The following is a 23942-nucleotide window of genomic DNA, read 5'->3' on the forward strand; positions in this document are numbered from 1 at the left end:
GTGTTCCCCACGTAGTCCACTCGACGGTCCGTCCCGAGACTAATCGGGCCGGGAGAGGCCTGGGGATGGGTTCGTGCGCCTTGTTGATCACCTGTGACAGGGCGGGTGGGCGCGCCTCCTGGGTTTTGGCCCCCGCCGCCCCCACCCGTCAATCAGCCCAGTGCACGGCCCAGCAGGTACACCGCCGGGGCCGCCGCCGTGAGGGGCAGGGCGACACCCGCGGTGAAGTGGACGAAGCGGGAGGGGTAGTCGTAGCTCGCCACCCGGTGGCCGATGAGGGCGCAGAGGGCGGCGGCGGCGCCGAGGAGCGCGCCGGACGTGCCGAGGTCGGTCGCGCCGCCGACGGCCAGGCCCGCGCCGGTCGCCGCCAGGAGGGACACGACCACCGAGGCCGGTGTGGGGAGGGGCAGGGCGCGGGCCAGGACGGCCACCGCCACCGCGATCCCACCCACCGTGACCGCGTCCGCGACGGCCGCCAGGTACCCGGTCGCGATGATCGACAGCGCCGCCGAGGCGACCGTCGCCATCAGGCCGTACATCCGCTCGTCCGGGTCCGCGTGGCTGCGCAGCCCGAGCACGATCGCGAGCAGCACCCACACGCCCAGCGTCCCGAGGATCGCGGCCGGCGCGTGCTCCCGGCCGGCCGCCAGGAGGGCCACGTCCGCGGCGAGCGCGCCCGCGAACGCCAGCACGATGCCCTGCCGGGCCGGCCACATGCCGTTCAGCCGGAACCAGCCCGCCGCCGTCACGGCCTGCAGGATCACCAGGGGTACGGCGAGGGCGTACTCGCCGACCGCCGCGGCGCCGGCCAGCAGCAGGCCCAGTACGGCCGTGATCGCCGCGGGCTGCATCCCGGGCTCGATGATCGGCGACCGGCCCTCGGCCCGCGCCCGCTGGGCGTCGGTGACCCGGGTGTTGCCGGTGACGGTCGGGGGGCCGTAGCCGGGCTCGGACTCCGCCACGGGGGCGGTCCCGGGCTGGGCCTGGGGTTGGGCCTGGGGTTGGGCCTGAGGCTGGGGCGCGTACTGGCCGTGCTGCGCGTACTGGCCGTACTGCGCGTACTGGCCGTCCGCCTGTGAGGGCAGGTACGCCGCCTCCGTCAGGTGGGCAGCGGCAGGGGTCTGGGGCTGGCTCTGGGTCTCCCAGGTCTGGCCCTCCCACTGCTGGGTGTACTGCTGGCTCTCGTCGTAGCCCTGCCACTCCGGCTGCGCCTGGGGCTGCTGGTACGCGTCGTAGCCCGGGTGTCCCTGGTGGCCCTCGTGCCCGTACGGCTGGTTGCTCATGATGTGGGGGTCACCCTCCTGCGAACGGCGGGAGCACCTCGACCGTGCCGCCCTCGGCCAGACGTACCGTCTCATGTTCACGGGTGCCCACGGGGTTTCCGTCGACGAGGAACGAGCATCGCCGCAGTACGCGGCTGAGTTCGCCGGGGTGTCGCTCTCGGGCCGCGGTCAGGGCGTCCGCGAGGGTGGCCGCGTCATAGGGCTCCTCGGCGATGCCGGCCGCCGCCTTGGCGGCGGCCCAGTAGCGGACGGTGCCCTTTGGCATCTGCGTTCCTCTTGGTTAGTCGTGACGTGGTTCAGGCTACGGGGGAGTCGGGGTCGTGGGAAAACCGCGGGTGGACGGCGGCTGATCGCGCAGGTCCCCGCGCCCCTCACGGGGCACGGTCTTCGTCACCCACTCCCCGATCCGCTCCAACAGTTCCTCCCCCGCCGCGTTCTCCGCGTGCCCCATCCCCCTCTCCAGCCACAGCTCACCGTTCTCCCCCGCCGCCGCTGCCAGCATCTCCGGGTGGTCCGTCGGGAAGTAGCCGTCCCTGTCGCCGTGGACGATCAGCAGCGGGGTCGGCGCGATGAGCGGCACGGACTCCACCGGGGAGAGCGGGACCGGGTTCCAGTCGCGGTGGTGGATGCGCGTGCGGAAGCCGTAGCGGCCGAGGAGGCGGCCGGTGGGGCGGGTGATGAGCCAGTGGACGCGGCGCATGGGGGCCGTGCCCCGGTAGTACCAGCGGGCGGGGGCGCTGACCGAGACGACCGCGTCCGTGCCCGTGCCCGCGTCCGTGCCCGCGTCCGGGTCCGCCGCGTGGCGCAGGACGACCGAGCCGCCCATCGAGAAGCCCACCGTGGCGACGTGGTCGTGGCCGAGTTCGCGGGCCCAGCGGACCGCCGCCGCGAGGTCGAGGACCTCGCGGTCACCGACCGTGGAGTGGCCGCCCGACCTTCCGTGGCCGCGGAAGGAGAAGGTGATGACGGACCCGTACCGGGCGAAGGCCTCGGCCACTCTTCGAACGTGCGGGCGGTTGGCGTCGCCCGTGAAGCCGTGGGCGACGACGACGGCGAGGTGGCCGGAGGATGGAGTTCCGGTGCCGTCGGAGCCCTTGTATACAACGGCCTTCGGGTCGTATACAGCCTCGATGTTCACCCCGTCGTCAGTGCGCAGAAACCTGCGCAAAGGGCCTCGGGGCGGCCGCGAAACGGTTCGATCGGCCGTCTCAGAGTTCGGAATGTCGAAAGATCGCGTCACATGACCTGCCGGACCAGCACTCATGTGGGCTATTCTGCTGGACAGAGGACTCGGGCAACGTAGCCCCCGAGTCCTTTTGTGCTTTCGGTAGCGTTGTATACGAGCGGGAAACGCCAGGTGACCGCAGGTGTACGGGCCCGGGATCGCAGAGCAGAACACTGTGCAGCTCCGCAGCGCAGTCGCAGTGCCGCTAACGTCCTCGCAGGGACCGAGGAGGAACCAGACGTATGAGTTCTCTGCTGCTCCTGACCAACGCCCTCCAGCCTTCCACCGAGGTGCTTCCGGCCCTCGGCCTGCTGCTGCACAACGTGCGCGTGGCTCCGGCGGAAGGCCCCGCTCTCGTCGACACCCCCGGTGCGGACGTCATCCTGATCGACGGACGCCGTGATCTTCCACAGGTCCGCAGCCTGTGCCAGCTGCTCCGCTCCACCGGGCCCGGCTGCCCGCTCATCCTCGTCGTCACCGAGGGCGGTCTCGCCGCCGTCACCGCCGACTGGGGCATCGACGACGTACTCCTCGACACAGCCGGTCCCGCGGAGGTCGAGGCGCGTTTGCGGCTGGCCATGGGCAGGCAGCAGATCGTCAACGACGACTCTCCGATGGAGATCCGCAACGGCGATCTCTCCGTGGACGAGGCGACCTACAGCGCCAAGCTCAAGGGGCGCGTCCTCGACCTCACCTTCAAGGAGTTCGAGCTCCTCAAGTACCTCGCCCAGCACCCGGGCCGCGTCTTCACCCGCGCCCAGCTGCTCCAGGAGGTCTGGGGCTACGACTACTTCGGCGGTACGCGGACGGTCGACGTCCACGTTCGACGGCTGCGCGCCAAGCTCGGCCCCGAGCACGAGTCGCTGATCGGGACCGTCCGTAACGTCGGTTATCGATTCGTTACGCCGGAGAAGGCGGAGCGCGCGGGCGACGACGCGAAGGCCAAGGCTGCCCCGTCAAAGGCGGCGGATGCGGACGAGACGGTGCCCCTGGACACCGCCGAGATCGCGGCCGAGGCGTAGTGACCGACCCCATCGGGTTCCCGGCGGGTGCCGTACGCCCAGCTCCCGCGCAGGGAAGCCGGCGTACGCCCTGCCCAGGGGCGTTCCATCCGCGTAGACTCCGCGCGTGGCCAAGGTGACTCGGGATGACGTGGCAAGACTGGCGGGTACGTCGACCGCCGTCGTCAGCTACGTCATCAACAACGGACCCCGGCCGGTTGCCCCGGCCACGCGCGAGCGTGTCCTCGCCGCGATCAAGGAACTGGGGTATCGGCCCGACCGGGTCGCCCAGGCGATGGCCTCCCGGCGCACGGATCTCATTGGCATGATCGTGCCGGACGCGCGCCAGCCGTTCTTCGGGGAGATGACCCACGCGGTCGAGCAGGCCGCCGCCGAGCGCGGGAAGATGGTGCTCGTCGGCAACACCGACTACGTGGCCGAGCGCGAGGTCCACTATCTGCGGGCGTTCCTCGGGATGCGGGTCTCCGGGCTGATCCTCGTCAGCCACGCCCTCAACGACAACGCCGCCGCCGAGATAGACGCCTGGGACGCGCGGGTCGTGCTGCTGCACGAGCGGCCCGAGGCGATCGACGACGTGGCCGTGGTGACCGACGACCTCGGCGGCGCGAAGCTCGTCGTGGAGCATCTGCTCTCGCACGGCTACGCGTATGTGGCCTGTATGGGCGGCATCGCCGAGACGCCGCTCGTCGGCGACCCCGTCTCCGACCACGTCGAGGGCTGGCGCCGCGCGATGGACGAGGCCGGGATCCCGACCGAGGGGCGCCTCTTCCAGGCGCTCTACAACCGGTACGACGCGTACAAGGTGGCGCTGGAACTGCTCTCCGGGCCGGATCGGCCGCCGGCGATCTTCTGCTCCACGGACGACCAGGCCATAGGTGTGCTGCGGGCGGCGCGCGAGTTGCGTATCGAGGTGCCGAGCGAGTTGGCCGTGGCCGGGTTCGACGACGTCAAGGAAGCGGCGCTGACCGATCCGCCGCTGACGACGATCGCGACGGACCGTACGGCGATGGCTCGGGCGGCGGTGGATCTGGTGCTCGATGACGGGATTCGGGTGGCCGGGTCCCGGGGTGAGCGGGTGAAGCTGTTTCCGTCGAAGCTGGTCGTACGGCGGTCGTGCGGTTGCGAGTAGCGCCGTAGGGCTCGGGGTCGGCTGCTGACTGCGGGTTCGTCGTGTTGTTCGCGGGTCCGTCGTGTTGTTCGCGCAGTTTCCCGCGCCCCTCGAAAGCAACCGCAGGCGGTTGCCCTCTCCTGCTCCGCGCACCAAGGCCCGCGCCCCAGAACGAGGCGCGGGCCCTTGGCGATCGGCGCTCTTAGAACAGCGCGTTGTACTGGTTGTAGCCCGTACCCAGGTTGATGCGGCTGGCGAACAGGGACGTCGAGGCCTTGTTCGTGCCGGGGTAGAGCCACAGGGTGCCGCCGGAGTCGCGGGCGATCACGTCGGCGATGGCGTCGCCGGTGACGTCGCCGTTCGTGACGTAGGCCGTGAACTTCCAGCCCGTGCGGGCCTTGATGCGGGGGGACCAGGGGGCCGAGGCCTTGCCGGTGCCCTTGTAGAGGTAGAGCGAGGCGTCGGAGAAGCGGACCAGGAGGTCGGGCTTGCCGTCGCCGGAGAGGTCGCCGCGGCCGAGGAGCTTGGCACCCTTCCAGGCCTGGTTGACCACGCGGATCTTGGTGTTGAACTGGCCGTTGCCCTTGCCCGGGTAGAGGTAGACCGAGCCGCCGGCGTCGAGGGCGAGGAGGTCGGGGAGGGCGTCGCCGGTCATGTCACCGGGGATGGCGTACGACTTGTAGCCGCCCCAGACGGAGCTGATCTGCATCCAGTTCCACTCCCAGGTGGAGTGGTTCATGTAGCTGCGGTACAGCTTGCCGTCGTTCTTGTCCCGGATGATCAGGTCCTGGTAGAAGTCCCGGTCCAGGTCGGCCTGCATGCCCCAGCTCGCGTTCTGCCAGCCGTTGCCCTGGTACGCGCGCGCGGCGAGCGACGTGCCCCTGCTGTCCTGCTGGAAGAGGTTCCCGGAGGGCGTGCGGGCGAGGAGGTCGGCCCGGCCGTCGTACGACAGGTCGGTGTCGTCGATCCGGGGCTGGGCGGCCCAGGTGTACGCGGAGACCTTGGTGAAGACCGGGTAGGCGCCCTTGGCGGTGCAGCCCGAGACGCCCCACGACACGATGCCGACGACCTTGCCGCCGACCACGAGCGGACCGCCGGAGTCGCCGTTGCAGGTGCTCGTGGTGCCCTCGTCGCCGCCGGAGGCCGGGGTGCCCGCGCAGACCATGGAGCCCTCGGCGAAGTAGTCCGTGCCGAGGACCGACTTCATGGCGCTGTCGCAGGTCGTGTCCTTGACCAGCGGCAGCGTCGCCTTCTTGAGCTTCGCGGACAGCTGGGCGTCCGCACCGCCGGAGGTCAGGCCCCAGCCGTACACCGTGGCGCTGGTACCCGCGGTGTAGAGCGCGCTGTCGTTGGACGCGGCCAGGCGCAGCCACTTCTGCGGCAGCGGGCGGTCCAGGGTGAGAACGGCGACGTCGTTCCTGATGGTGTTCTCGTCGTACTTCGGGTGCTCCCACTGGCGCAGGACGCCCGCGACCGTGCCGGTCGTGTCGTCGTACAGGTCGGTCGTGCCGGCCAGGACCGCGCCGTTGGCCGCCCAGTCGAGGCCCGAGAGGCAGTGGGCGGCCGTGAGGACCTTGTTCGGGGCGACCAGGGTGCCGCCGCAGAAGTAGCCCTCGTCGGTGGTCGAGTCGTAGTAGGCGAGCTGGACCATCCACGGGGCGGCGGAGATGGTCGTCTCGCTGCCGCCGATGATGAACGGGGACTGGTTCGAGGCGTCCGACGAGTTCTCGGATGCGTCGGTGGAGTCGTCCGTCGCCGGTCTCGCCTGGTCCTCCGCCGCCTTGATCACGCGTTGGCGGAGTTCCTTGGCGGAGGCCTTGGGCGCGGCGGGCTGGTCGAGGGTGACGGTGGGCCGGTCCGACTCGTCGGCGGCTGTCGCGGGCTGCGCCGCGAGGACGCCGGCGCCGCTCAGCGCGAGCGCGAGGGCGGCGGCCGGAAGTGCCTTGAAGGCACGTATCACTCAGGGCTCCTGGGATGCGTGGTGGGTGTGGGTGCGGGTGGGTGTGGGTGCGGGTGGGTGTCGTGGCAGCCCGAGCGGGGCGTACGACGCCGACCGCCCCCGCGTCCCGGTTGTCCCGGCCACGGGTCGTATCGCGGAGCCCCCCTCCGGCTGGGTGATCGTAGGACTCGTACGTCCCGCCGTACACAGGAATCACAGGGGCCGGAAGGAGCCGGACAAGTATTCGGACGCCGCGTTCCGCAACATCACCGCACGGCAACCCTCTGTTTCCCTACGGGCGGGGGCCTCCGCGCATTTACATGAGGCATACGAGGTTCTGGCGGGCTTCTCAGGGAGCACTCAGGAAGGTCTCATGGTCGGGCGGCAAGCTCTGAGTCATGACCGAGAGCTTCCGCCGCAGCGGCGAGTACGAGAACCCCTTCCAGGGTGACCAGCAGCAGCACTCCGGGTACGCCGACGGCGAGACCCAGCAGCAGCCCACGTACCTCCAGCAGCAGCACGCCTCCGCCCCGGTGAACCCGGAGTGGCCGCCCCCGCCGGCGCACGACCCGGCCGCGGCCCCTTCCGCGCCGGCGCCTTCGACGTCGGTGCCTTCGGCTGAGTACGCCACTGGCGAGCAGCCCGCTGCGGCGGCCTCGGCCCACACCACCACCCCCACCGCGCTCCTCACCGAGCCGGTCTCCTCCGCCCCCGCCCCGGCCCCCGCGTCCGCGCCGAGAAGGCGCGCCCGGGGCCCGCTCGCCCTGCTGGCTGCCGTGGCGATCGTCGCGGCGGCGATAGGCGGCGGTACGGCGTACGGCATCCAGGAGCTGACCGGTTCGAACACCACCGCCTCCAGCTCCACCAGCACGAGCGTGGTGCCGACCAGCCAGAAGGGCACGGTCTCGGGGGTCGCCACGGCGGTGAGCCCCAGCATCGTGGAGATCAGCGCCAGCTCGAACGCGGGTGAGTCCACCGGTTCCGGTGTGATCATCACCAGCGACGGCGAGATCATCACCAACAACCACGTGATCTCCGGCGCCTCCCAGATCAAGGTGACGACGAGCGACGGCAAGTCCTACACCGCCGAGGTCGTCGGCACCGACAGCAAGAAGGACCTCGCTCTCATCAAGCTGCGGAACGCCTCCGGTCTGAAGGCCGCCACGCTCGGCGACTCCGGCGGCGTCAAGGTCGGCGACGAGGTCGTGGCGATCGGCTCCCCCGAGGGCCTGACCGGCACGGTGACCAGCGGCATCGTCTCCGCGCTCGACCGTGACGTGACGGTCTCGACGGACGAGAGCCAGGGTCAGCAGCAGCAACAGCAGGGCGGTGGCGGCCAGTGGCCGTTCGAGTTCGGCGGCCAGGAGTTCAACGGCGACACCGGCTCCTCCACGACCACGTACAAGGCGCTCCAGACCGACGCCTCCCTCAACCCCGGTAACTCCGGCGGCGCCCTCATCGACATGAACGGCAACATCATCGGCATCAACTCCGCGATGTACTCCGCCGCGGACGCCACGTCCTCCAGCGCCGGCAGCGTCGGCCTCGGCTTCGCCATCCCGATCAACACGGTCAAGTCCGACCTGAGCACGCTGCGGGCGGGCGGCTCGGACTGAGGTCCACCGCCACTCCACACCACCCCTCTCGCCTCTCCTCTCCTCTCCCTCCTCCAGTCCCGCTGAGTCCAAGGAGTTCGACATGATCACGCAGATCGCCCGGATCCAGACGGTTGCGCACGACGTCGAGACCGCCGGCGGCCCGGCCGGGCTGGGCCTCGCCCTCACGGTGGCGGCCGCACTGCACCCGCCGGTGACGCGGGCCCCCGAGGTGGCGACGGCGCCTGCGACGGCCCGCCGCAACACGGCGGCACGGCCGCACCGCCGTACGGTTCGCGGCTGATCCTTACGGGCTACTGCGTGGCAGAGGGAACGTGTAAGGCTAGGGCCGGTACTACGCGCCCCACCGGGGCGCGGGAAACTACGCGATCAGCCAACACACACCCGCACCGGACCACGCACCCGAGCCCCACTGCGCCCCCGGCCCGTAACCGACCCCACCCGAGGAACGACACCACCATGAGCCCCGCCGAAGGCGCCCCCGAACCCCAGCGCATCCTCATCGTCGACGACGAGCCGGCGGTGCGCGACGCACTCAAGCGCAGCCTCGCCTTCGAGGGCTACGGCACCGAGGTCGCCGTCGACGGCGCGGACGCGCTGGAGAAGGCGACCGCGTACAAGCCGGACCTGGTGATCCTCGACATCCAGATGCCGCGCATGGACGGTCTGACCGCCGCCCGCCGGATCCGCGGCGCGGGCGACACCACCCCCATCCTGATGCTCACGGCCCGCGACACGGTCGGCGACCGCGTCACCGGCCTCGACGCCGGCGCGGACGACTACCTGGTCAAGCCCTTCGAGCTGGACGAACTCTTCGCCCGTGTCCGCGCGTTGCTGCGCCGCAGCTCGTATGCGGCCGCCCTGACCGACACGGCCGAGCTGGACGAGGCGCTCACCTTCGCGGACCTGCGGATGGATCTGTCGACGCGGGAGGTCACCCGGGGCGGGCGGCCGGTGGAGCTGACCCGCACGGAGTTCACGCTGCTCGAAATGTTCATGGCCCACCCGCGCCAGGTCCTCACGCGCGAACAGATCCTGAAGGCGGTCTGGGGCTTCGACTTCGAGCCGTCCTCCAATTCCCTGGACGTGTACGTCATGTACCTGCGCCGCAAGACCGAGGCGGGCGGCGAGCCGCGGCTCGTCCACACCGTGCGGGGCGTCGGGTACGTACTGCGACAAGGCGGCGCGGAGTGAAGAAGGTGCTGAGCCGCTACCGGTCCCTGCCGATCCGGGCCCGGCTGTCGATGCTGGTCGCGGCGGCGGTGGCGTTCGCGGTGGCGGCGGTGTCGGTGACGTGCTGGTTCATCGTGCAGGGGAAGCTGTACGACCAGATCAATGACGAACTCGACAAGTCGACGCGCATGGGAGCGATTCAGGACGAGGCCGGGTATGCGGTCAGCTACTGCACCCAGACCGTGAGCGAGGAAAACCCCCGCTTCGGCCCCCGGAACACCTATTTCCAGGTGGTCCTGGAGGACGGAACGCCCTGTGTCCTGCGCTTCTCCGCCGGTACGGTCAAGGTCACCCAGACCGACAAGGACGTCGCCAAGGCCACGGACCACACCAAGGCCGTCTACCACAACACCACCGACTCGGACGGCAACGACGTACGCGTCGTGAGCCGACCTGTGAGCATCACCAACACGGTTACGGGCGAGGTGTCCAACGCGGCTCTCCTGGTCGCTCTCCCCCTCGACGGCACCCAAGCCACCCTCAACGACCTCGCCCTCATCCTCCTCCTCGTCTCCGGCATCGGAGTCGTCGGCGCGGGAGCGGCCGGTCTGGCCGTGGCCCGCGCGGGTCTGCGCCCGGTCGACAAGCTCACCGAGGCGGTCGAACACGTGGCGCGCACCGAGGACTTGAGCATCCGTATCCCGGTGGAGGAGGAGAGCGAGGACGAGGTGGCCCGCCTCTCCCGCTCCTTCAACTCGATGACGAGCGCCCTGGCGAACTCCCGGGAACTGCAACAGCAACTGATCGCGGACGCGGGCCACGAACTCCGTACGCCCCTGACGTCATTGCGCACGAACATCGAACTCCTCACCCGCAGTGAGGAGACGGGCCGCCCGATCCCGGCGGAGGACCGCAAGGCGCTGCTCGCCTCGGTGAAGGCCCAGATGACCGAACTGGCTTCACTGATAGGCGACTTGCAGGAACTGTCGCGCTCGGAGTCGGGGCAGCAGGGAGGCCGTCACCTCCAGGTGGTGGACTTCCAGGAGACCGTGGAGGCGGCGCTGCGCCGGGCCCGTCTGCGCGGCCCCGAGCTGACGATCACGGCGGACCTGCAACCGTGGTACGTCCGCTCCGAGCCCTCCGCGCTGGAGCGCGCGATCGTCAACATCCTCGACAACGCGGTGAAGTTCAGCCCCGAGGGTGGCACGGTCGAGGTCGCCCTGGACGCCGGTGTCCTCACGGTCCGCGACCACGGCCCCGGCATTCCCACCGACGAACTCCCCCACGTCTTCGACCGCTTCTGGCGCTCCCCCAGCGCGAGGGCCCTACCGGGCTCGGGCCTGGGTCTGTCCATCGTGGCCCGCACGGTGGAACAGGCGGGCGGCGAGGTGTCGTTGTCCCGCGCGGACGGCGGCGGCACGCTGGCGACGGTACGACTGCCGGGGGCGGCTACTCCTCCGCCGGAGGCGGTGTAGGGAACTCAAGCGGGTCAGCTTCCTGCCAGAAGACCTCTTCGACCACAATCTGGGGATCTTCGGTTCGGCGGACGAAGCTGTACTTCAGCCAGCCATGTCCGTTGTCGAACAAGCAGATGTGGCGGCCCTTCGGATCAGTGGACCGGCCCGGCACGACCCTCATGCCATCGGGCAGTCCGGCATCAGCATCGACGCCGCGGAAATACGGGTCTTTCGCCGTGACCAGTTCGGCGCGCGCTGCGAGGACGATCTCACGAACGTGGTCGGGCAGTGCCTCGAAGGTGACGAGAGCATCGATCCGCCAGTCCGCCTGCCAAGGCGGCCCCATGAACCCATCAGTCACTCGCCGGGCTCCAGTTCTCGGACCCGGTAGTGAATCTTCGCCGCTTCTTCGAGGAGGGCTTTGGCTTCGGTGATGTCGGTGCACTCATACGCAGCTCGGTGTTCGAGATCGCGCACATGTGCGTCCAGCTTGGGGTCGCGGGCGAGAGCGTACTCACCCCACCAGCGGGCCATGAACGCCGGCACCGGACCGAGGTCGTAGGCGTCGGCGATCGCCCATTTCCAGTGCTCGTCGAAGTCGGGCAGAAGCTCGGGCGTGTGCGTGGCGATCGCCTCGCGCAGTGCCTTGGGCGTCCGCTCGGGCATGGGAGGGATGACCGAATCGGATTCCGCAGCATCGGGAGCCATGATCGAGGGCCTCCTTCGTCGTGCCGTGTCTACGACCATAGTCACGCCCACCGCCCCCGCGTGGTTCGTCCACGCACCGGCTCCGGCCACGACGCGTACGGGTCGGCCGAGACGTCCGCCCGTCGGTCGAACCCTTCATCGAAGATCGCATTCACTGCCATGACGCCACGGTGACCGAACCACTCCCCCGCCCGTCCCGGTTTCCCGCCCGATTCACCCGACGGGATACACGCGGCCTGAACGTTGACAGCTGGCCGGCGTGATCAGCGACGCGGCGCGCTATTCGCTCTTTTTCACGGCCTCGATGAACGTCGTCCAGGGCCCATTCCCGAAGAGCAGCACGCCGTTGCCCGGGGCCTTGCTGTCCCGGACGGGGACTATGTGGGGGTGGGTGTCGGAGACTTCGAGGCAGTTCGAGGCTCCGCCGTCGCTGTAGGAGGACTTGCGCCACACGGCAGTGGTGAGGTCGGGGGTTCGCTTCATGATCTGCACTCCTCCAGAAGGCGCTTGATGAACGCCGTCGACTCCTCAGGGGTCAGAGCCGCGTCCCGGACGAGATCGTAGGACAAGCGGTAGGACAGGACCTTGTCCGGATCGTCGATCAGTTCGCCGATGCCGTTGCCTTCCACGTAGGCAACAGGGTCGCCGACTCGCTGCCAGAGCAGCGTGAGATCGCTGTTCATGAGGTCGTGCACACCAGCCGTGTAGGGCAGCACCTGAAGTACGACCGACGGCAGTTCCGCCGCCTCCAACAGGTACGACATCTGGTCCACCCACACCTTGCGGTTGGGGACAGGCCGCCGCACCGCCCCTACGTCCATGATCACGCGGACACTCGGCGCCGGTTGCCGGTGCAGCAGTTCCTGCCGCCCCATACGCGCGGCCACCTGTTCCTCGAACTCCTCGCCGTTGTCTGCCGTTGTCTGGGCTCTGGACAACCCTGACAACACCGTGCGGGCGTAGTCCTCGGTCTGCAAGAGGCCCGGTACTCGGAGCTGGAACATCCACAGGATGCGAGCTGTCGCCTCCAGTTCCATGTACGCCTTGTACTTGTCCTTGATGACCTCTCTCTGCGCGTCCTTCCACAAGCGAACCAGCAGGTCACCGGAGTCGTAGTAGGTGTCCAGGTCCTCCATGACCGCCCGCTTGGAAAGCCGCTCGCCCTTCTCCAGGCGGAAGAGATAGCTCTTGTCGTACGACGTCTCGGCGGCCAGTTGCGCCAGCGTCTTGCCCGCCTTCTCCCTCAGGAGTCGCAGCGTCCGACCGAGCGCGGCCCGCCCCGATCCCCGCTCCCCGTCAACCACTTCGCCCATGTCACCCCTCCCCGTTGCCTGGCGCTCCAGACAACGCCAGGCCTCTTCCACAACGTACGCCGCATCCGTGACGATCGGAACACGAACGGTAATCACCGCTCGTCAGACCAACCCTGAAATAACCCTGAGAAGGAAGAGGGGCACCGTCATGCGCGCACTCGTCGTGAGGCTCTGCGAGGCACTGCTCCGCTGGGCGGCGCCCAGCCCGCTGTCGCCCGACGCGGAGGAGCCGTTGGAACCGGGGCCGCCTCCACGGCACCAGAAGCCCGTCGAGATCTGGCCCTTCGAGCCCTACGACAACCTCGTACGGCCCTACGTGCTCAGCCCGGAGGAGCTTTACGCACGCGGCATGGAGGTCTCCGCATGATGGACGGCCTGCGCCTGCTGCCGTGGACCACCCCCGACGGCAAGCCCTGCTATCTCGACCCGGACACCGCGCACCCCGGGGCCCTCTCCCTCCTCGCCGACAGTGTGGAGGTGTCCCAACTGGGGTCGGCCGAGGAGGTGTTGGGCGGCAGCAGGGCCGTACTCGGGGACGCGGCGGCCGGTGAGAAGGCGGTGCGGTTCGCGCTCACGCGGGCGGCGGAGTCGTTGGAGGACGTGTTGCGGATCGCGGTCAGCAGGGGACGGCGGATCGGTGTGGATGCCGAAGGTGGTGAGGACGGGGGCTAGTCGTCGGCGTTGACGTGCAGGACCCCGTCGGCGGATGTCGGCTCGGGGGCCTGGGCCAGGGCCCAGGTGGTCGTACGGCCTTGCACGGCACCCTCGCGGCCCAGGCTGCCGGCGATGAAGGCGTACCGCTCGCCCACCAGCGGCCCCAGGATGGCGCCGGCGCCGTACCAGTTGAGGTCCAGGTCGCGCATGCGCATATGGCTGAGGTTTCGCTGGAGGTGGAGGTTGTGGCCGAAGACCAGCGTCGGGCCTCGGTCGGCCTCGATGTCCCGGATGTCGAGGAGGTTCTGGACCATGAGGGCGTCCCGGGTGGCGAGCAGGCGGGATATCCGGACGCTCTCTTCGATGGGCTGCGCCAACTGCCTGTGGTAGCGCAGCAGGCCGAGACCGGCGGTGAGGTGGGCCCTCGCCCTGAACCACTCGGCGCGTGACGTCGCCGCGATCAGTTCCGGTGCGCGGGCGTGGAACTCGGTGAGCATGTCGTCCGCGAGGGAGCGGAGCGTCTCGGCCTCCGCCGTGGCGCCGATCGACATGGCGGGGTCCAGGACCGCCTCCGTACGGCTCCACCGTTCGTCGTCGCCGGCGAGGCTCGCGATATCGACGGCGGAGGCGGCGGAAGCGGCGGAGAGGGCGAGGCTTCCTTCGTTGCCCAGGTAGGCGCGGGCGTGTTCGAGGTAGCGGCGCGGGCTGGGAGCGCTCATGTTCTCCATCTCGGCGTCGAAGCCGTAGAAGGAGAGGCGTTCCTCTGCCGGTCGGTCACGGTTGTACTCGCGCATCCAGCTGATCAGTTGCCTGTTGGGGGCCAGTTCGCCGCGGCCGTGGGCGATGCCTTCGCTCATCACCTCGTCGAAGCCGCCGGTTCCGTCCTGGACGTAGTCGTTCAGGGCGAGCGCGGGCACGCGATCGGTTTCCAGGGCGATCGAACGGAAGCCGTGGTCGACGAGTTGGGCGAAGAGTTCGTTGCGGATGCGGGGGAAGGCCGGTTCCATGTGCGTCGGTTCGCCGAGGGCCAGCAGGTCGCACGACGGGGTCACGAAGTCTCGAATGTCCTGACTCATGAGCCTCAATCGTATCCTTGAAGGTTCGATTGAGGGTTGTGGAGCTGTAGCCGAGGAGACGTCGCGTAAAGTCTCAAAGCGGTGACCACCATGCGACCTTCCGACCTCGCCCGCGAGCACGGCCTCTCGACCCAGGCGGTCCGCAACTACGAGCGGGACGGGTTCATCCCGGCCGCCGAGCGCACGGACAGCGGCTACCGGATCTACACCGAGGTGCACGCGGCCGCGCTCCGCGCCTTCCTCGCCCTCGTCCCGGCCTACGGCCACTCGACCGCCGGCCGGATCATGCGCGCCCTCCACGACGACGCGCTCGACGACGCCCTGACGGTCATCGACCGTGGACACAGCCAGTTGCTCCGTGACCGGGAAACCCTCGATGCGGTGCGCGACGCGGTGGATCATCTGATGGCGGAGTCCGATGGCGCGGGCGCTCCAGGTCGGTCGGTGGACCTCCGCAGCAGGTCAGCGGGCTCCGACACCCTGACCGTCGGCGAACTGGCCCGTCGGCTGGGCGTCACCCCGGCGACCCTGCGGAAGTGGGAGGACTCCGGCATCCTGGCGCCCGAACGCGACCCGCTCACCGCGTACCGGGTCTACCGCGCGAGCGACGTCCGCGACGCCGAACTCGCCCATCTCCTCCGCCGCGGCGGTTATCCCCTGGACCGCATCTCCACCGTGGTCCAGCAGATCCGGACGGCCGGCGGCACCGACACCCTGTCCGGCGCCCTGGACGACTGGCGACGGAGACTGACCGCCCGGGGCCTCGCCATGCTCGACGCGGCGACGCACCTCGGCCACTACCTCGGCCACCACCTCGATGTGCGCACAGCTCAAGGGCCGGGGCCGTACCGCTAGGCGGCGAGCGCGGCCGGCTCGCCGAGTTGGGCGGCTGCCGTGCGCCAGGCCGCCGTCACCGCGCTGTGCGCCTGCCGCGTGTTCGCGTTGTGGCCGCCGGTGAGGCTGAGCGGGGCGCCCACGTGGACGTGCAGGTGAGGGCGGCGCAGCGGTGCTGTGATCAGCCCCGCGAGTTGCTTGGCCGTGTTGCCCGAGGTGACCCGGCGTGCCCCGGCCTGGCCGACCGGGACGACGGGCGCGCCGGTGCGTTCGGCGAGCCGGGACAGGCCGCTGCGGAACGGTTCGGGCGCCGCTTCGGCGGCGTCCCTGCGGAGCGGGATGCCGCCTTCGGCGTAGATGAGGACCGGTCGGCCCGAGGCCAATACGGCCGCGGCGAGGTCGAGCGCGTGGGAGGCGCGCGGGTCCCTGCGGTGGACGGGGATGTGCCCTTCGCGGGCGAGCACGCGGCCGAGCAACGGGGTGCGCCACAGGCCGGCGGCCGCCATGACGACCGGCTGGACACCGATGCGGTGCAGCGCGGCGAGAACGATGGCGGGGTCGGCGAGCGAGGTGTGGTTCGCGGCGATGATGCTGCCCGGCGCCAGGCCGGGGCCGGTCTCGGCGGTCACCGTGAGACGTCCGACGGTGGGCACCAGGACGTCGGCGAGGCGGCTCAGCATGCGGGTCTCCCGGTCTCGACGATGTTGACCTTCATCGTCGGCGGGCACGCCGCGACCTGCCTGAGTGCTTGTACTCAACTTCGCGGGGTCCGGTACCCAGACCGCACGCCGGGCTCGGTCGACGTACGGGGAGTTCGGGGCGTTCGGCGCGTACGGGGTGTGCGGGGTGTGCGGGGCGCAAGCCTTGTGGATCTTGCGTGGCGGTTTCGTGACGAGTTTCTGAGGGGGGTCTGAGAAACCTCTGAGGCGGCTGTGATGTAGGTCGTGTTCGCTGCTGGTGAGCTCTTCGAGTTCTCCGTTCCCCCAGACGACAGGACCGGTGACCGCCGACGCCGGCGTACAGCAGTAGGAGCGCACACCTATGCGAACTGCACTCAAGGCACAGCTGAAGAAGAGCGCGCTCGGCGCTGCGGCCACCGCGCTGGCGGTGTCCGGTGTCCTGGCCGGCACCGGCTCCGCCCAGGCGGCCACCGGGCCGGGCGGCGCGACGAACATCCGGGGCGTGGACCCCGGCAACACCGACTCGATGATCGAGCGGCTCTGCGCCCAGAAGACGAGCCTGACCGGCGTGTACGGCGCCCTCAACGTCCGGACCGGCGAGTTCAAGACCCAGGACGAGTACCTGCGGGACGTCTTCGGGCTGTGGAAGCCGGCCGGTGACTGGGAGATCTTCCGCGGCTGGTGCGGTTACGCGCAGGCGTCGACCTGGTCCACCAAGGGCACCCCCGTCCGCACCTCCCCCTGGATCGGCAACCGGGGGTCGAAGGACGACAAGGAGACCTTCGTCAGCAGCTACAGCACCAAGACGTTCGCCAAGAAGAGCGTCGGCGGCTCCATCAGCCTCTCCCTCGCCAAGAGCATCTTCAGCGGCGAGCTCGGTGGCAACATCAACTACGAGTGGGGCTGGGAGAAGACCTCGTCGTTCGAGCGCCGCAGCGAGAAGACGATCCCGCCGTGCCGGCAGATCGCCGTGACGTGGACGCCGTACCAGCGCGTGGTGCGCGTGAACCCGATCTTCTACGTCGAGGACTACCAGTGGAACAAGGGCAACGGCGACAAGACCGTGCACACCTGGCGCAACCGCTCCTACCGCACGATCTTCTCGTACGGCTACTACATTGACGGCACCTCAGACAAGCTCCTCCCCAACGGCCAGCCCGACGGCCGTGACGACAAGTGGGAGGAGAAGCTGGACCCGAAGAGCTGCGCCCGCTGAGGCTCCCCCAGTCTGCCCAGCTGCCCAGCTGCCCAGAAAAAAGTTCCCCGCACCCCTATTGCTTTCAGGGGCGCGGGGAACCGTGCGGTCAGGCGACGATCGTGATCCGTGCGGTCAGCTGACGATCGTGATCCGGTTCGCCACCGGCGGCGCGATCGGGCTGGTGGCCGAGGAGTTGGCCAGCAGGTACTGCTCGAGCGCGGCAAGGTCGTCCCCGCCGACCAGATCGTTCGTGCCCTGGCCCAGCGTGGGGAAGCCGTCGCCGCCGCCCGCGAGGAAGCTGTTGGTGGCGACGCGGTACGTGGCGGCCGGGTCGATGGCGGCACCGTTGAGCTTGATGGTGTCGACGACGACGCGGTCCGCGCCGGACTTCGTCAGGTCGAGCGTGTACGTCAGACCCGACGACGGCAGCAGCACCTTCGGCGCGGCGGCGTTCGTACCGCTCACCTGCTCCTTGAGGATCGAGATGATCTGAGCACCCGTGAAGTCCTGCAGATTGACGGTGTTGGAGAACGGCTGGACGGTGAAGCCCTCGGCGTAGGTCACCACGCCGTCGCCCTCGGTGCCCTTGGCCGCGTAGGTCAGCGGCGCACGCACACCACCGGGGTTCATCAGCGCGAGGTCGACCTCGGGGTCCAGCGCCTTGCCGTACCAGTACTGCGCGTCGGCGATGAGGTCACCCATCGGGGACTCGGTGCCGGCGTTGGGCACGTCGGCGGATATGTGGCCGATGGCGCGGTTGCCGATGGGGGCGGCGAGGGTGTTCCACTTGCTGATGAGGGCCGTCATGTCGGCGGCCTTCGCGACGTCACGGGTGACCACGTGGTTCGCGGACTCCACGGCCGTACGCGAGATGTCGCCGGTCAGGCGGTCGTACGTCAGCGTCGTGTCGGTGTAGAGGCGGCCGAAGGACGCGGCCGAGGTGACCATGCGCGGCTTGCCCGCCGGGTCGTTGATCGTGCAGGCGTACGCGGCGTGCGTGTGACCGGTGACGAGGGCGTCGACCTTCGGCGTGATGTTCTTCGCGATGTCGACGATCGGACCGGAGATGCCGTCACCGGCGCCGGGCGAGTCGCAGTCGTAGTTGTACGACGTGGAGGCGGGGGCACCGCCCTCGTGGATCAGCGCGACGACCGACTTGACGCCCTGGCGCTCCAGCGCCTTGGCGTACTTGTTGATCGTCTCGACCTCGTCCTTGAACTTGAGGCCCTTGACGCCCTCGGCGGAGACGACGCCCGGGGTGTCCTCCAGCGTCACACCGATGAAGCCGATCTTGACGCCGTTCTTCTTCCACACCCAGTAGGGCTTGAGGAGCGGCTTGCCGGTCTTCTCCTGGATGACGTTCGCCGCGAGGTACGGGAAGTCGGCGCCCCCGAACTCCTCACCCTCGGCGTAACAGCCGTCGGTCGGGTGGCAGCCGCCCTTCTGCAGACGGGCCAGTTCCTTGGCGCCCTCGTCGAACTCGTGGTTGCCGACGCTCGTCACATCGAGGTCGAGCCCGTTCAGCGCCTCGATGGTCGGCTCGTCGTGGAACAGACCCGAGATCAGCGGCGAGGCGCCGACCATGTCACCGGCGGCCGCCGTGATCGAGTACTTGTTGCCCTCGCGGGCGGTGCGCAGATGCGTGGCGAGGTACTCGACACCACCGGCGTTGATCGTCTCGGTGTGGCCGTCCTCGTGGACGTGCGTGACCCGGCCCGAGGAGCCGGCCGGCGGCTCCAGGTTGCCGTGCAGGTCGTTGAACGACAGCAGCTGTACGTCCTGGTACCGGCTCGGCTTCTGCTTGCCGGGCGTGTACGACTCCGCCTCACCGGCGCTCGCCGGGATCGCGGCGGCGAGCGCGCCGACGGTCGCGATGCCGGCCGCGACGGCGAGGATCCGGTTGCGGCGGCTTCTGCGGCGTTGCGCATGGGGTGTGGCTGACATGTGCCCCCCTGGGTTCGTGAGAAGTAAGAGAAACGTGAGAACAGGCCCCGTCCGGCGGAAGCCTAGGGTCAACGCGCGTAGCGCGGCAGGGGGTTCATGGTTACGACCTGGTTGCCATCAAGGAGGACTCGCAGCAAAGGGGACGAACAGCGCGCCCGATGGAGTGCGGGGCAGTCACCTCCGCGGCTCCGTCGCGGGGCGCGATCAACCACATCAAGCCACAGCCGCCAGACCACGGATCCACCCGGGCTCATAGGCGCCCGGCCCTCCCGAAGGGCACCCACACGGCTAACCTCGAACCCATGACCAGCGACGACACCGCCCGGCCCGGCCCGGCCACGCGCAGTATCGAAACCCGACTGGAACTCACCCCCAGCCAGAAAGAGGCCGTCCTCACACTGCTGGACGAGGCCGCCCAGGTCGACGGCCAAGCCGCGGTGTCCGAGCAGGGCCGCCTCCAACTCCGCGGCGGCCCCCGAGAGGGCGTACGCCACCTCCTCCTCACCGTCGGAGCCGACCTGGTCGGCTACGCCCAACTGGAGGACACCGACCCGGTGGAGGCCCCCGCCGCCGAACTCGTCGTCCACCCCTCCCACCGGGGCCACGGCCACGGCCGGTCCCTCGGCTCCGCCCTGCTCGCCGAGTCCGGCAAACGCCTGCGCGTCTGGGCACACGGCGGCCACTCCGCCGCCCGCCACCTCGCCCAGGTCCTCGGCCTCACCCTCTTCCGCGAACTCCGCCAGATGCGCCGCTCCCTGGCCGATTTCGACCCACCCGAGCCGGTGCTCCCCGACGGCGTCACCGTCCGCACCTTCGTCCCCGGCGAGGACGACACGGCCTGGCTCGCGGCCAACGCGGACGCCTTCGCCCACCACCCCGAACAGGGCGCCCTCACCCAACGCGACCTCGACGACCGCAAGGCCGAACCCTGGTTCGACCCGGCGGGCTTCTTCCTGGCCTTCAGGGACGACGAACTGATCGGCTTCCACTGGACGAAGGCGCACGCCGCCGAACAGCTCGGCGAGGTCTACGTCGTCGGCGTCCGCCCCGGCGCCCAGGGCGGCGGCCTCGGCAAGGCCCTGACCACGATCGGCCTGCGCCATCTGGCCGCCCAGGGCCTGCCCACCGCGATGCTCTACGTCGACGCGGACAACAAGGCGGCGGTGACCGTGTACGAACGCCTCGGATTCGTGACGTACGAGACGGATCTGATGTACCGCAGCGAAACCTGACGCACCCGGCACGGCCAGGACGCCCGGAAGCGGAGTTGTCCACAGGCAGGGGGCGGTGTTGTTGACACCGCCCCCTCTCTTGCACCACCCTTTCACTACTCAATTAGTGAAAGGGTGGTTGTTCGAGTGGTCGAGTACCGCATCGACCGGCGCAGCGGTGTCGCCACCTATGTGCAGATCGTCCAGCAGACCAAACAGGCCCTGCGGCTAGGCCTGTTGGAGCCCGGCGACAAGCTCCCCACGGCCCGCGAGGTCGTGGAAGCCACCGCGATCAACCCGAACACGGTGCTGAAGGCCTACCGCGAGCTGGAGCGCGAAGGCCTGGTCGAGGCCCGCCGCGGCCTCGGCACGTTCGTACGGAAGTCACTGGGCACCGCGCCGGTCGACTCCCCGCTGCGGGCCGAGCTGGACGCGTGGGCCGTACGGGCCCGGGAGACCGGGCTCGAACGGGACGACGTAGAGGCGCTTTTCACTTCCGTACTGGATGAACACTTCAAGGAAGACCAGGGGGACGAGGCATGACCGGGACCGCGATGGAGGCGGCCGCACTCGGCAAGAAGTTCGGGTGGCGGCGAAAGGACTGGGCGCTGCGCGAGTGCACGCTGCGGCTGCCGATCGGGCGGGTGTGCGCGCTCGTCGGACCGAACGGCGCGGGCAAGTCGACCCTGCTGGCCCACGCGGCCGGCCTGCTCGCCCCCACCGAGGGCGGCATCAGCGTGCTGGGTACGACCCCGGCGGCGGCCCGCGAGCGCATCGCGTACGTCGCCCAGGACAAGCCCCTGTACCCCCAGCTGACCGTCACCGAGACCCTGCGCCTGGGCCGGGAGCTCAACCCCCGGCGCTGGGACGCCGCCGTCGCCGAGCGGGTGGTGGACGAGGGCGGGCTCGGCCGGGACGCCAAGATCCGCTCCCTCTCCGGCGGCCAGCGCACCCGGGTCGCGCTCGCCCTCGCCCTCGGCAAGCGGCCCGAACTGCTGCTCCTGGACGAGCCGATGGCCGACCTCGACCCGCTCGCCCGGCACCAGCTGATGGGCACGCTGCTCGCGGACTCCGCCGAGCACGGCACCACGGTTGTCATGTCCTCGCACGTGGTGGCCGAACTGGAGGGTTCCTGCGACCACTTGTTCCTGCTGGGCGCCGGGCGCGTCCGGCTCGCGGGCCCGCTGGACGAGATCCTCGCCGCGCACACCCGGATCTCCGGCCCGGCCGGCGATCTCGCCCCGCACACCGTCGTCGAATCCCGTACGACGGGGCGTCAGCTCACCGCGCTCATCCGCCCGCAGGGCCAGGTCGGCCCCGGCTGGCAGACCGCCGAGCCGACCCTGGAGGAGCTGGTCCTCGCCCATCTGAGGGCACCTCAGGCACCGGCGCTCACCCTCGACGACGAGAACGACGGGCACGACGGTGAGGCCGCCGGCGAGACCGGCGAGACCAACGGGGCCGACGCGCGGGAGGCCGCCGTATGAGCACCACGACCGTCAAGACCGCCGAGACCGTCAAGACCGCCGAGACCCCGGCCTCCCGTTCCATGAAGGCGGCCCCCGCCATGACCCCGGCCCGAGGGCTGATCCGGGCGACGCTCCGTCTGCACCAGTCGGCCCTGTGGTTCTGGGGACTGCTGGTGGTCCTCATCGGCGGCGGGCTGGTGTGGGCCGCCGGACCGGGCGTCGACGCGGCCTGGACCGAGTACGTGAAGAGCGGCTGCGCGGAGTCCGACTACTGCTCGACGGGCCCCGCGTACACCCGCTACCAAACGGCCGTCACCCTGGGCTCCGTGGTCCTCGTCATCGCCCCGGCCCTCATCGGTGCCTGGGCGGGCGGCGCCCTGATCGCCCGCGAGCTGGAGAGCGGTACGGCGAAGCTGGCCTGGACCCAGTCCGTCACCCCGGCCCGCTGGCTCGCCGCCAAGGTCGCGGTCCCGGCCACCCTGATCGTCTCGGGGACGGTCCTGCTGACCCTGCTGAACCGTCTGGTGTGGTGGCGGGAGGAGCGGCTGCGGCACGCGCTGGCGACGCGGGACTGGTTCACCTACAGCACCTTCGTGGGCAACGGCACCCTCGCCACCGCCTACGCCCTGCTCGCCCTGGCCCTCGGCGTCCTCGCGGGTGTGCTGATCCGCCGTTCCCTGCCCGCGCTCGCCGTCGCCCTCCTGGGCACGGCCGTCATCATGGGCACGCTCAAGTCGTACCGTCACCTTCTGTGGCCGGTCGAGACCCTCGTCTCCAAGAACTCGGACCCCGACTGGACGGGCGAGCTGATCCACCGCGGCCTCATCACCGCCTCGGACGACCGCCTCTCGAACGCGGGGTGCGCGGACGTCTCCTGCGACCGCACCGACGTCGTCGGCTTCTACGTCGACTTCCACCCCTCCTCCCACTTCTGGCCCCTCCAGCTCGTCGAGACCGGCATCGTCCTCACCGTCACCGCGCTGCTGGTCCTGGCCGCGTTCCTCCTGCTCCGACGTCGTACGGGAGGCACCGGATGACCGCCACCACCACCCCCGCCGCCCCCGTCACCCGCCGCGGCCTCCGTCTGCGCGGCACGGTCTGGACCGTGTGGCGTGCGCACCGCTCGGCGCTGCTGGTATGGGGCGCGTATGTGCTGGCCATGGCCGGGTGGCTGCTCTGGCTGCGCATCGTCACCCTGCACGAGATCGACCAGGAGGCGGCCTCGTGCGGAGACAGCGACCCGTGCATCGACGTCATGGCGGCGATGACGTACAGCTCGGGCCTGAGCATGATCGGCACGCTCGTCTCCTATCTCTGTTACGGCGTGGCCGCCTGGGCCGGGGCCGCCCTGACCGGCCGTGAGCTGGAGCGGGGCACGGCGAAGCTGGCCTGGACCCAGTCGGTGACCCCGACGCGGTGGCTGGCCGCCAAGCTGGCCGTGCCCGCCGTCGTGCTCGTCCTCGGCACCACCGTGCTGGTCCTGCTCTACCGCTGGGCCTGGGCGCCGGACCGGGGCATGGTGGGCGACGAGTGGTTCTACCCCGACCCGATGGTGAACCGGGGCCCGCTGCTCGTGGCGTACGCCCTGTGCGCGCTGGCCGTCGGCGCCCTCGCGGGCCTCGCCCTGAAGCGGGCGCTGCCGGCGCTCGCCGTGGCCCTCGGCTTCATGGCCTGGTTCCACGTGTACCTCGACCGGCACACCAGCGAGCTGTGGCCCACCACGACGCTCACGGACGCCGCCGCGAGCAGGGTGCCGGAGAACGCCGATCAGATGGCCCTCGGTTCGATCACCGAATCGGGCGCCCGGGTCTCCGATCTGAGCTGCTTCGTGGGCGAGAGCGCGGACGCCGTCCGCGCGTGCATGGCCAACCACGAGTTCACCGGCCTGTACGCCGAGGTCCACCCGCCCTCGCACTTCTGGCCGCTGCACCTCATGGCCACCGGCGTCGTCCTCGCCGTCACCGTCCTGGCCACCGCCGCCGCCTTCCGGCTGCTGCGCCACCGCACGCGCTGACGCCTGACGCCACAGACA

26 protein-coding genes are annotated in these 23942 nt (G+C 70.1%); 15 read left to right on the forward strand and 11 right to left on the reverse strand.

Translation table 11 applies throughout. The annotated features are described in order from the left end of the window. Nucleotides 1-152 precede the first annotated feature (152 nt). From JIX55_RS24370 to JIX55_RS24380, 3 genes are read right to left on the reverse strand one after another with little or no spacing between them, the layout of a single operon-like run. Nucleotides 153-1283, reverse strand: coding sequence for a hypothetical protein (locus tag JIX55_RS24370; RefSeq protein ID WP_257565442.1), 1131 nt, complete (start codon nt 1281-1283; stop codon nt 153-155). Nucleotides 1284-1293: 10 nt separating this feature from the next. Further along, on the reverse strand, nt 1294-1548 hold the full coding sequence (locus JIX55_RS24375) for a MoaD/ThiS family protein (RefSeq protein WP_257565443.1): 255 nt from the start codon (nt 1546-1548) through the stop codon (nt 1294-1296). A 36-nt stretch (nt 1549-1584) separates the two neighbouring features. Next, nucleotides 1585-2547, reverse strand: coding sequence for an alpha/beta hydrolase (locus JIX55_RS24380; protein ID WP_257565444.1), 963 nt, complete (start codon nt 2545-2547; stop codon nt 1585-1587). 203 nt (nt 2548-2750) lie between these two features. Here JIX55_RS24380 and JIX55_RS24385 point away from each other — a divergent pair, with 203 nt between their 5' ends. Further along, complete coding sequence (locus tag JIX55_RS24385; protein WP_257565445.1) at nt 2751-3530, forward strand: response regulator transcription factor; 780 nt, start codon at nt 2751-2753, stop codon at nt 3528-3530. Nucleotides 3531-3636: 106 nt separating this feature from the next. Further along, nucleotides 3637-4659, forward strand: a complete 1023-nt coding sequence (locus JIX55_RS24390) for a LacI family DNA-binding transcriptional regulator (RefSeq protein ID WP_257565446.1) — start codon at nt 3637-3639, stop codon at nt 4657-4659. A 181-nt stretch (nt 4660-4840) separates the two neighbouring features. Here the strand turns inward: JIX55_RS24390 and JIX55_RS24395 are convergent, their stop codons facing one another. Then, on the reverse strand, nt 4841-6598 hold the full coding sequence (locus JIX55_RS24395; protein WP_257565447.1) for a trypsin-like serine protease: 1758 nt from the start codon (nt 6596-6598) through the stop codon (nt 4841-4843). 377 nt (nt 6599-6975) lie between these two features. On the opposite strand from JIX55_RS24395, the gene JIX55_RS24400 reads away from it, so the two are divergent. The 4 genes from JIX55_RS24400 (at nt 6976) to JIX55_RS24415 (ending at nt 10841) form a co-directional block, all read left to right on the forward strand. Continuing rightward, a complete protein-coding gene (locus JIX55_RS24400) occupies nt 6976-8193 on the forward strand; it encodes a S1C family serine protease (RefSeq protein WP_306820030.1) in 1218 nt (405 codons plus the stop codon). A gap of 82 nt (nt 8194-8275) precedes the next feature. Next, on the forward strand, nt 8276-8476 hold the full coding sequence (locus JIX55_RS24405) for a hypothetical protein (RefSeq protein ID WP_257565448.1): 201 nt from the start codon (nt 8276-8278) through the stop codon (nt 8474-8476). Between the two features lie 176 nt (nt 8477-8652). Next, nucleotides 8653-9387: a response regulator transcription factor gene (locus tag JIX55_RS24410; protein ID WP_257565449.1), complete on the forward strand. Its 735-nt coding sequence runs from the start codon at nt 8653-8655 to the stop codon at nt 9385-9387. Further along, nucleotides 9384-10841, forward strand: coding sequence for a HAMP domain-containing sensor histidine kinase (locus JIX55_RS24415; protein ID WP_257565450.1), 1458 nt, complete (start codon nt 9384-9386; stop codon nt 10839-10841). Before JIX55_RS24410 ends, JIX55_RS24415 begins: the two co-directional genes overlap by 4 nt. Here the strand turns inward: JIX55_RS24415 and JIX55_RS24420 are convergent. The 4 genes from JIX55_RS24420 to JIX55_RS24435 all read right to left on the reverse strand — a co-directional run bounded on the left by JIX55_RS24420 (nt 10816) and on the right by JIX55_RS24435 (nt 12844). Beyond that, nucleotides 10816-11184, reverse strand: a complete 369-nt coding sequence (locus JIX55_RS24420; RefSeq protein WP_257565451.1) for a hypothetical protein — start codon at nt 11182-11184, stop codon at nt 10816-10818. The two genes, JIX55_RS24415 and JIX55_RS24420, sit on opposite strands and share 26 nt — an antisense overlap. Next, nucleotides 11181-11531: a DUF6247 family protein gene (locus JIX55_RS24425; RefSeq protein ID WP_257565452.1), complete on the reverse strand. Its 351-nt coding sequence runs from the start codon at nt 11529-11531 to the stop codon at nt 11181-11183. Before JIX55_RS24425 ends, JIX55_RS24420 begins: the two co-directional genes overlap by 4 nt. A gap of 279 nt (nt 11532-11810) precedes the next feature. Continuing rightward, nucleotides 11811-12014 carry a DUF397 domain-containing protein gene (locus tag JIX55_RS24430; RefSeq protein ID WP_257565453.1) on the reverse strand — a complete coding sequence of 68 codons (204 nt, stop codon included), beginning with the start codon at nt 12012-12014 and terminating at the stop codon, nt 11811-11813. Further along, nucleotides 12011-12844 carry a helix-turn-helix domain-containing protein gene (locus JIX55_RS24435; protein WP_257565454.1) on the reverse strand — a complete coding sequence of 278 codons (834 nt, stop codon included), beginning with the start codon at nt 12842-12844 and terminating at the stop codon, nt 12011-12013. Before JIX55_RS24435 ends, JIX55_RS24430 begins: the two co-directional genes overlap by 4 nt. A gap of 148 nt (nt 12845-12992) precedes the next feature. Here JIX55_RS24435 and JIX55_RS24440 point away from each other — a divergent pair, with 148 nt between their 5' ends. Together JIX55_RS24440 and JIX55_RS24445 are read left to right on the forward strand one after the other, a co-directional pair. Then, nucleotides 12993-13211, forward strand: coding sequence for a hypothetical protein (locus JIX55_RS24440; protein WP_257565455.1), 219 nt, complete (start codon nt 12993-12995; stop codon nt 13209-13211). Then, nucleotides 13208-13516 (forward strand): hypothetical protein, encoded by a 309-nt coding sequence (locus JIX55_RS24445; protein ID WP_257565456.1) that lies wholly within the window; start codon nt 13208-13210, stop codon nt 13514-13516. Before JIX55_RS24440 ends, JIX55_RS24445 begins: the two co-directional genes overlap by 4 nt. Here the strand turns inward: JIX55_RS24445 and JIX55_RS24450 are convergent. Then, nucleotides 13513-14574 carry an erythromycin esterase family protein gene (locus JIX55_RS24450; RefSeq protein ID WP_306820031.1) on the reverse strand — a complete coding sequence of 354 codons (1062 nt, stop codon included), beginning with the start codon at nt 14572-14574 and terminating at the stop codon, nt 13513-13515. The genes JIX55_RS24445 and JIX55_RS24450 overlap by 4 nt on opposite strands. A 90-nt stretch (nt 14575-14664) precedes the next feature. On the opposite strand from JIX55_RS24450, the gene JIX55_RS24455 reads away from it, so the two are divergent. Then, nucleotides 14665-15429: a TioE family transcriptional regulator gene (locus JIX55_RS24455; protein WP_257565457.1), complete on the forward strand. Its 765-nt coding sequence runs from the start codon at nt 14665-14667 to the stop codon at nt 15427-15429. On the opposite strand, the gene JIX55_RS24460 is transcribed toward JIX55_RS24455, so the two are convergent. Next, nucleotides 15426-16088, reverse strand: coding sequence for a lysophospholipid acyltransferase family protein (locus tag JIX55_RS24460; RefSeq protein ID WP_257565458.1), 663 nt, complete (start codon nt 16086-16088; stop codon nt 15426-15428). The two genes, JIX55_RS24455 and JIX55_RS24460, sit on opposite strands and share 4 nt — an antisense overlap. 361 nt (nt 16089-16449) lie before the next feature. Here JIX55_RS24460 and JIX55_RS24465 point away from each other — a divergent pair, with 361 nt between their 5' ends. After that, nucleotides 16450-17304 (forward strand): hypothetical protein, encoded by an 855-nt coding sequence (locus tag JIX55_RS24465; protein WP_257565459.1) that lies wholly within the window; start codon nt 16450-16452, stop codon nt 17302-17304. Nucleotides 17305-17418: 114 nt separating this feature from the next. On the opposite strand, the gene JIX55_RS24470 is transcribed toward JIX55_RS24465, so the two are convergent. After that, entirely contained in the window at nt 17419-19230 is a 1812-nt protein-coding gene (locus JIX55_RS24470) for a bifunctional metallophosphatase/5'-nucleotidase (RefSeq protein WP_257565460.1), read from the reverse strand. A 302-nt stretch (nt 19231-19532) separates the two neighbouring features. Here JIX55_RS24470 and mshD point away from each other — a divergent pair, with 302 nt between their 5' ends. The 5 genes from mshD to JIX55_RS24495 all read left to right on the forward strand — a co-directional run bounded on the left by mshD (nt 19533) and on the right by JIX55_RS24495 (nt 23924). Continuing rightward, entirely contained in the window at nt 19533-20462 is a 930-nt protein-coding gene (gene mshD, locus JIX55_RS24475; protein ID WP_257565461.1) for a mycothiol synthase, read from the forward strand. 126 nt (nt 20463-20588) lie between these two features. Continuing rightward, nucleotides 20589-20984: a GntR family transcriptional regulator gene (locus JIX55_RS24480; protein WP_257565462.1), complete on the forward strand. Its 396-nt coding sequence runs from the start codon at nt 20589-20591 to the stop codon at nt 20982-20984. Next, a complete protein-coding gene (locus JIX55_RS24485; protein WP_257565463.1) occupies nt 20981-21928 on the forward strand; it encodes an ABC transporter ATP-binding protein in 948 nt (315 codons plus the stop codon). The genes JIX55_RS24480 and JIX55_RS24485 overlap by 4 nt, the downstream gene beginning before the upstream one ends. Beyond that, nucleotides 21925-22947, forward strand: coding sequence for an ABC transporter permease (locus JIX55_RS24490; protein ID WP_257565464.1), 1023 nt, complete (start codon nt 21925-21927; stop codon nt 22945-22947). Before JIX55_RS24485 ends, JIX55_RS24490 begins: the two co-directional genes overlap by 4 nt. Beyond that, the gene (locus JIX55_RS24495) at nt 22944-23924 is read left to right on the forward strand and encodes an ABC transporter permease (protein WP_257565465.1); all 981 of its coding nucleotides are present in this window, start codon (nt 22944-22946) and stop codon (nt 23922-23924) included. Before JIX55_RS24490 ends, JIX55_RS24495 begins: the two co-directional genes overlap by 4 nt. Nucleotides 23925-23942: the final 18 nt, after the last annotated feature.

Source organism: Streptomyces sp. DSM 40750 (genome assembly GCF_024612035.1).
Classification (GTDB): Bacteria; Actinomycetota; Actinomycetes; order Streptomycetales; family Streptomycetaceae; genus Streptomyces.

What these genes read in the sequence shown, in the direction of transcription:
- JIX55_RS24370 (WP_257565442.1), bottom strand. Translation starts at nt 1,283, where the DNA reads ATGAGCAACCAGCCGTACGGGCACGAGGGCCACCAGGGACACCCGGGC.
- JIX55_RS24375 (WP_257565443.1), bottom strand. Translation starts at nt 1,548, where the DNA reads ATGCCAAAGGGCACCGTCCGCTACTGGGCCGCCGCCAAGGCGGCGGCC.
- JIX55_RS24380 (WP_257565444.1), bottom strand. Translation starts at nt 2,547, where the DNA reads ATGAGTGCTGGTCCGGCAGGTCATGTGACGCGATCTTTCGACATTCCG.
- JIX55_RS24385 (WP_257565445.1), top strand. Translation starts at nt 2,751, where the DNA reads ATGAGTTCTCTGCTGCTCCTGACCAACGCCCTCCAGCCTTCCACCGAG.
- JIX55_RS24400 (WP_306820030.1), top strand. Translation starts at nt 6,976, where the DNA reads ATGACCGAGAGCTTCCGCCGCAGCGGCGAGTACGAGAACCCCTTCCAG.
- JIX55_RS24405 (WP_257565448.1), top strand. Translation starts at nt 8,276, where the DNA reads ATGATCACGCAGATCGCCCGGATCCAGACGGTTGCGCACGACGTCGAG.
- JIX55_RS24410 (WP_257565449.1), top strand. Translation starts at nt 8,653, where the DNA reads ATGAGCCCCGCCGAAGGCGCCCCCGAACCCCAGCGCATCCTCATCGTC.
- JIX55_RS24425 (WP_257565452.1), bottom strand. Translation starts at nt 11,531, where the DNA reads ATGGCTCCCGATGCTGCGGAATCCGATTCGGTCATCCCTCCCATGCCC.
- JIX55_RS24430 (WP_257565453.1), bottom strand. Translation starts at nt 12,014, where the DNA reads ATGAAGCGAACCCCCGACCTCACCACTGCCGTGTGGCGCAAGTCCTCC.
- JIX55_RS24435 (WP_257565454.1), bottom strand. Translation starts at nt 12,844, where the DNA reads ATGGGCGAAGTGGTTGACGGGGAGCGGGGATCGGGGCGGGCCGCGCTC.
- JIX55_RS24440 (WP_257565455.1), top strand. Translation starts at nt 12,993, where the DNA reads ATGCGCGCACTCGTCGTGAGGCTCTGCGAGGCACTGCTCCGCTGGGCG.
- JIX55_RS24445 (WP_257565456.1), top strand. Translation starts at nt 13,208, where the DNA reads ATGATGGACGGCCTGCGCCTGCTGCCGTGGACCACCCCCGACGGCAAG.
- JIX55_RS24450 (WP_306820031.1), bottom strand. Translation starts at nt 14,574, where the DNA reads ATGAGTCAGGACATTCGAGACTTCGTGACCCCGTCGTGCGACCTGCTG.
- JIX55_RS24455 (WP_257565457.1), top strand. Translation starts at nt 14,665, where the DNA reads ATGCGACCTTCCGACCTCGCCCGCGAGCACGGCCTCTCGACCCAGGCG.
- JIX55_RS24460 (WP_257565458.1), bottom strand. Translation starts at nt 16,088, where the DNA reads ATGCTGAGCCGCCTCGCCGACGTCCTGGTGCCCACCGTCGGACGTCTC.
- JIX55_RS24465 (WP_257565459.1), top strand. Translation starts at nt 16,450, where the DNA reads ATGCGAACTGCACTCAAGGCACAGCTGAAGAAGAGCGCGCTCGGCGCT.
- JIX55_RS24470 (WP_257565460.1), bottom strand. Translation starts at nt 19,230, where the DNA reads ATGTCAGCCACACCCCATGCGCAACGCCGCAGAAGCCGCCGCAACCGG.
- mshD (WP_257565461.1), top strand. Translation starts at nt 19,533, where the DNA reads ATGACCAGCGACGACACCGCCCGGCCCGGCCCGGCCACGCGCAGTATC.
- JIX55_RS24485 (WP_257565463.1), top strand. Translation starts at nt 20,981, where the DNA reads ATGACCGGGACCGCGATGGAGGCGGCCGCACTCGGCAAGAAGTTCGGG.
- JIX55_RS24490 (WP_257565464.1), top strand. Translation starts at nt 21,925, where the DNA reads ATGAGCACCACGACCGTCAAGACCGCCGAGACCGTCAAGACCGCCGAG.
- JIX55_RS24495 (WP_257565465.1), top strand. Translation starts at nt 22,944, where the DNA reads ATGACCGCCACCACCACCCCCGCCGCCCCCGTCACCCGCCGCGGCCTC.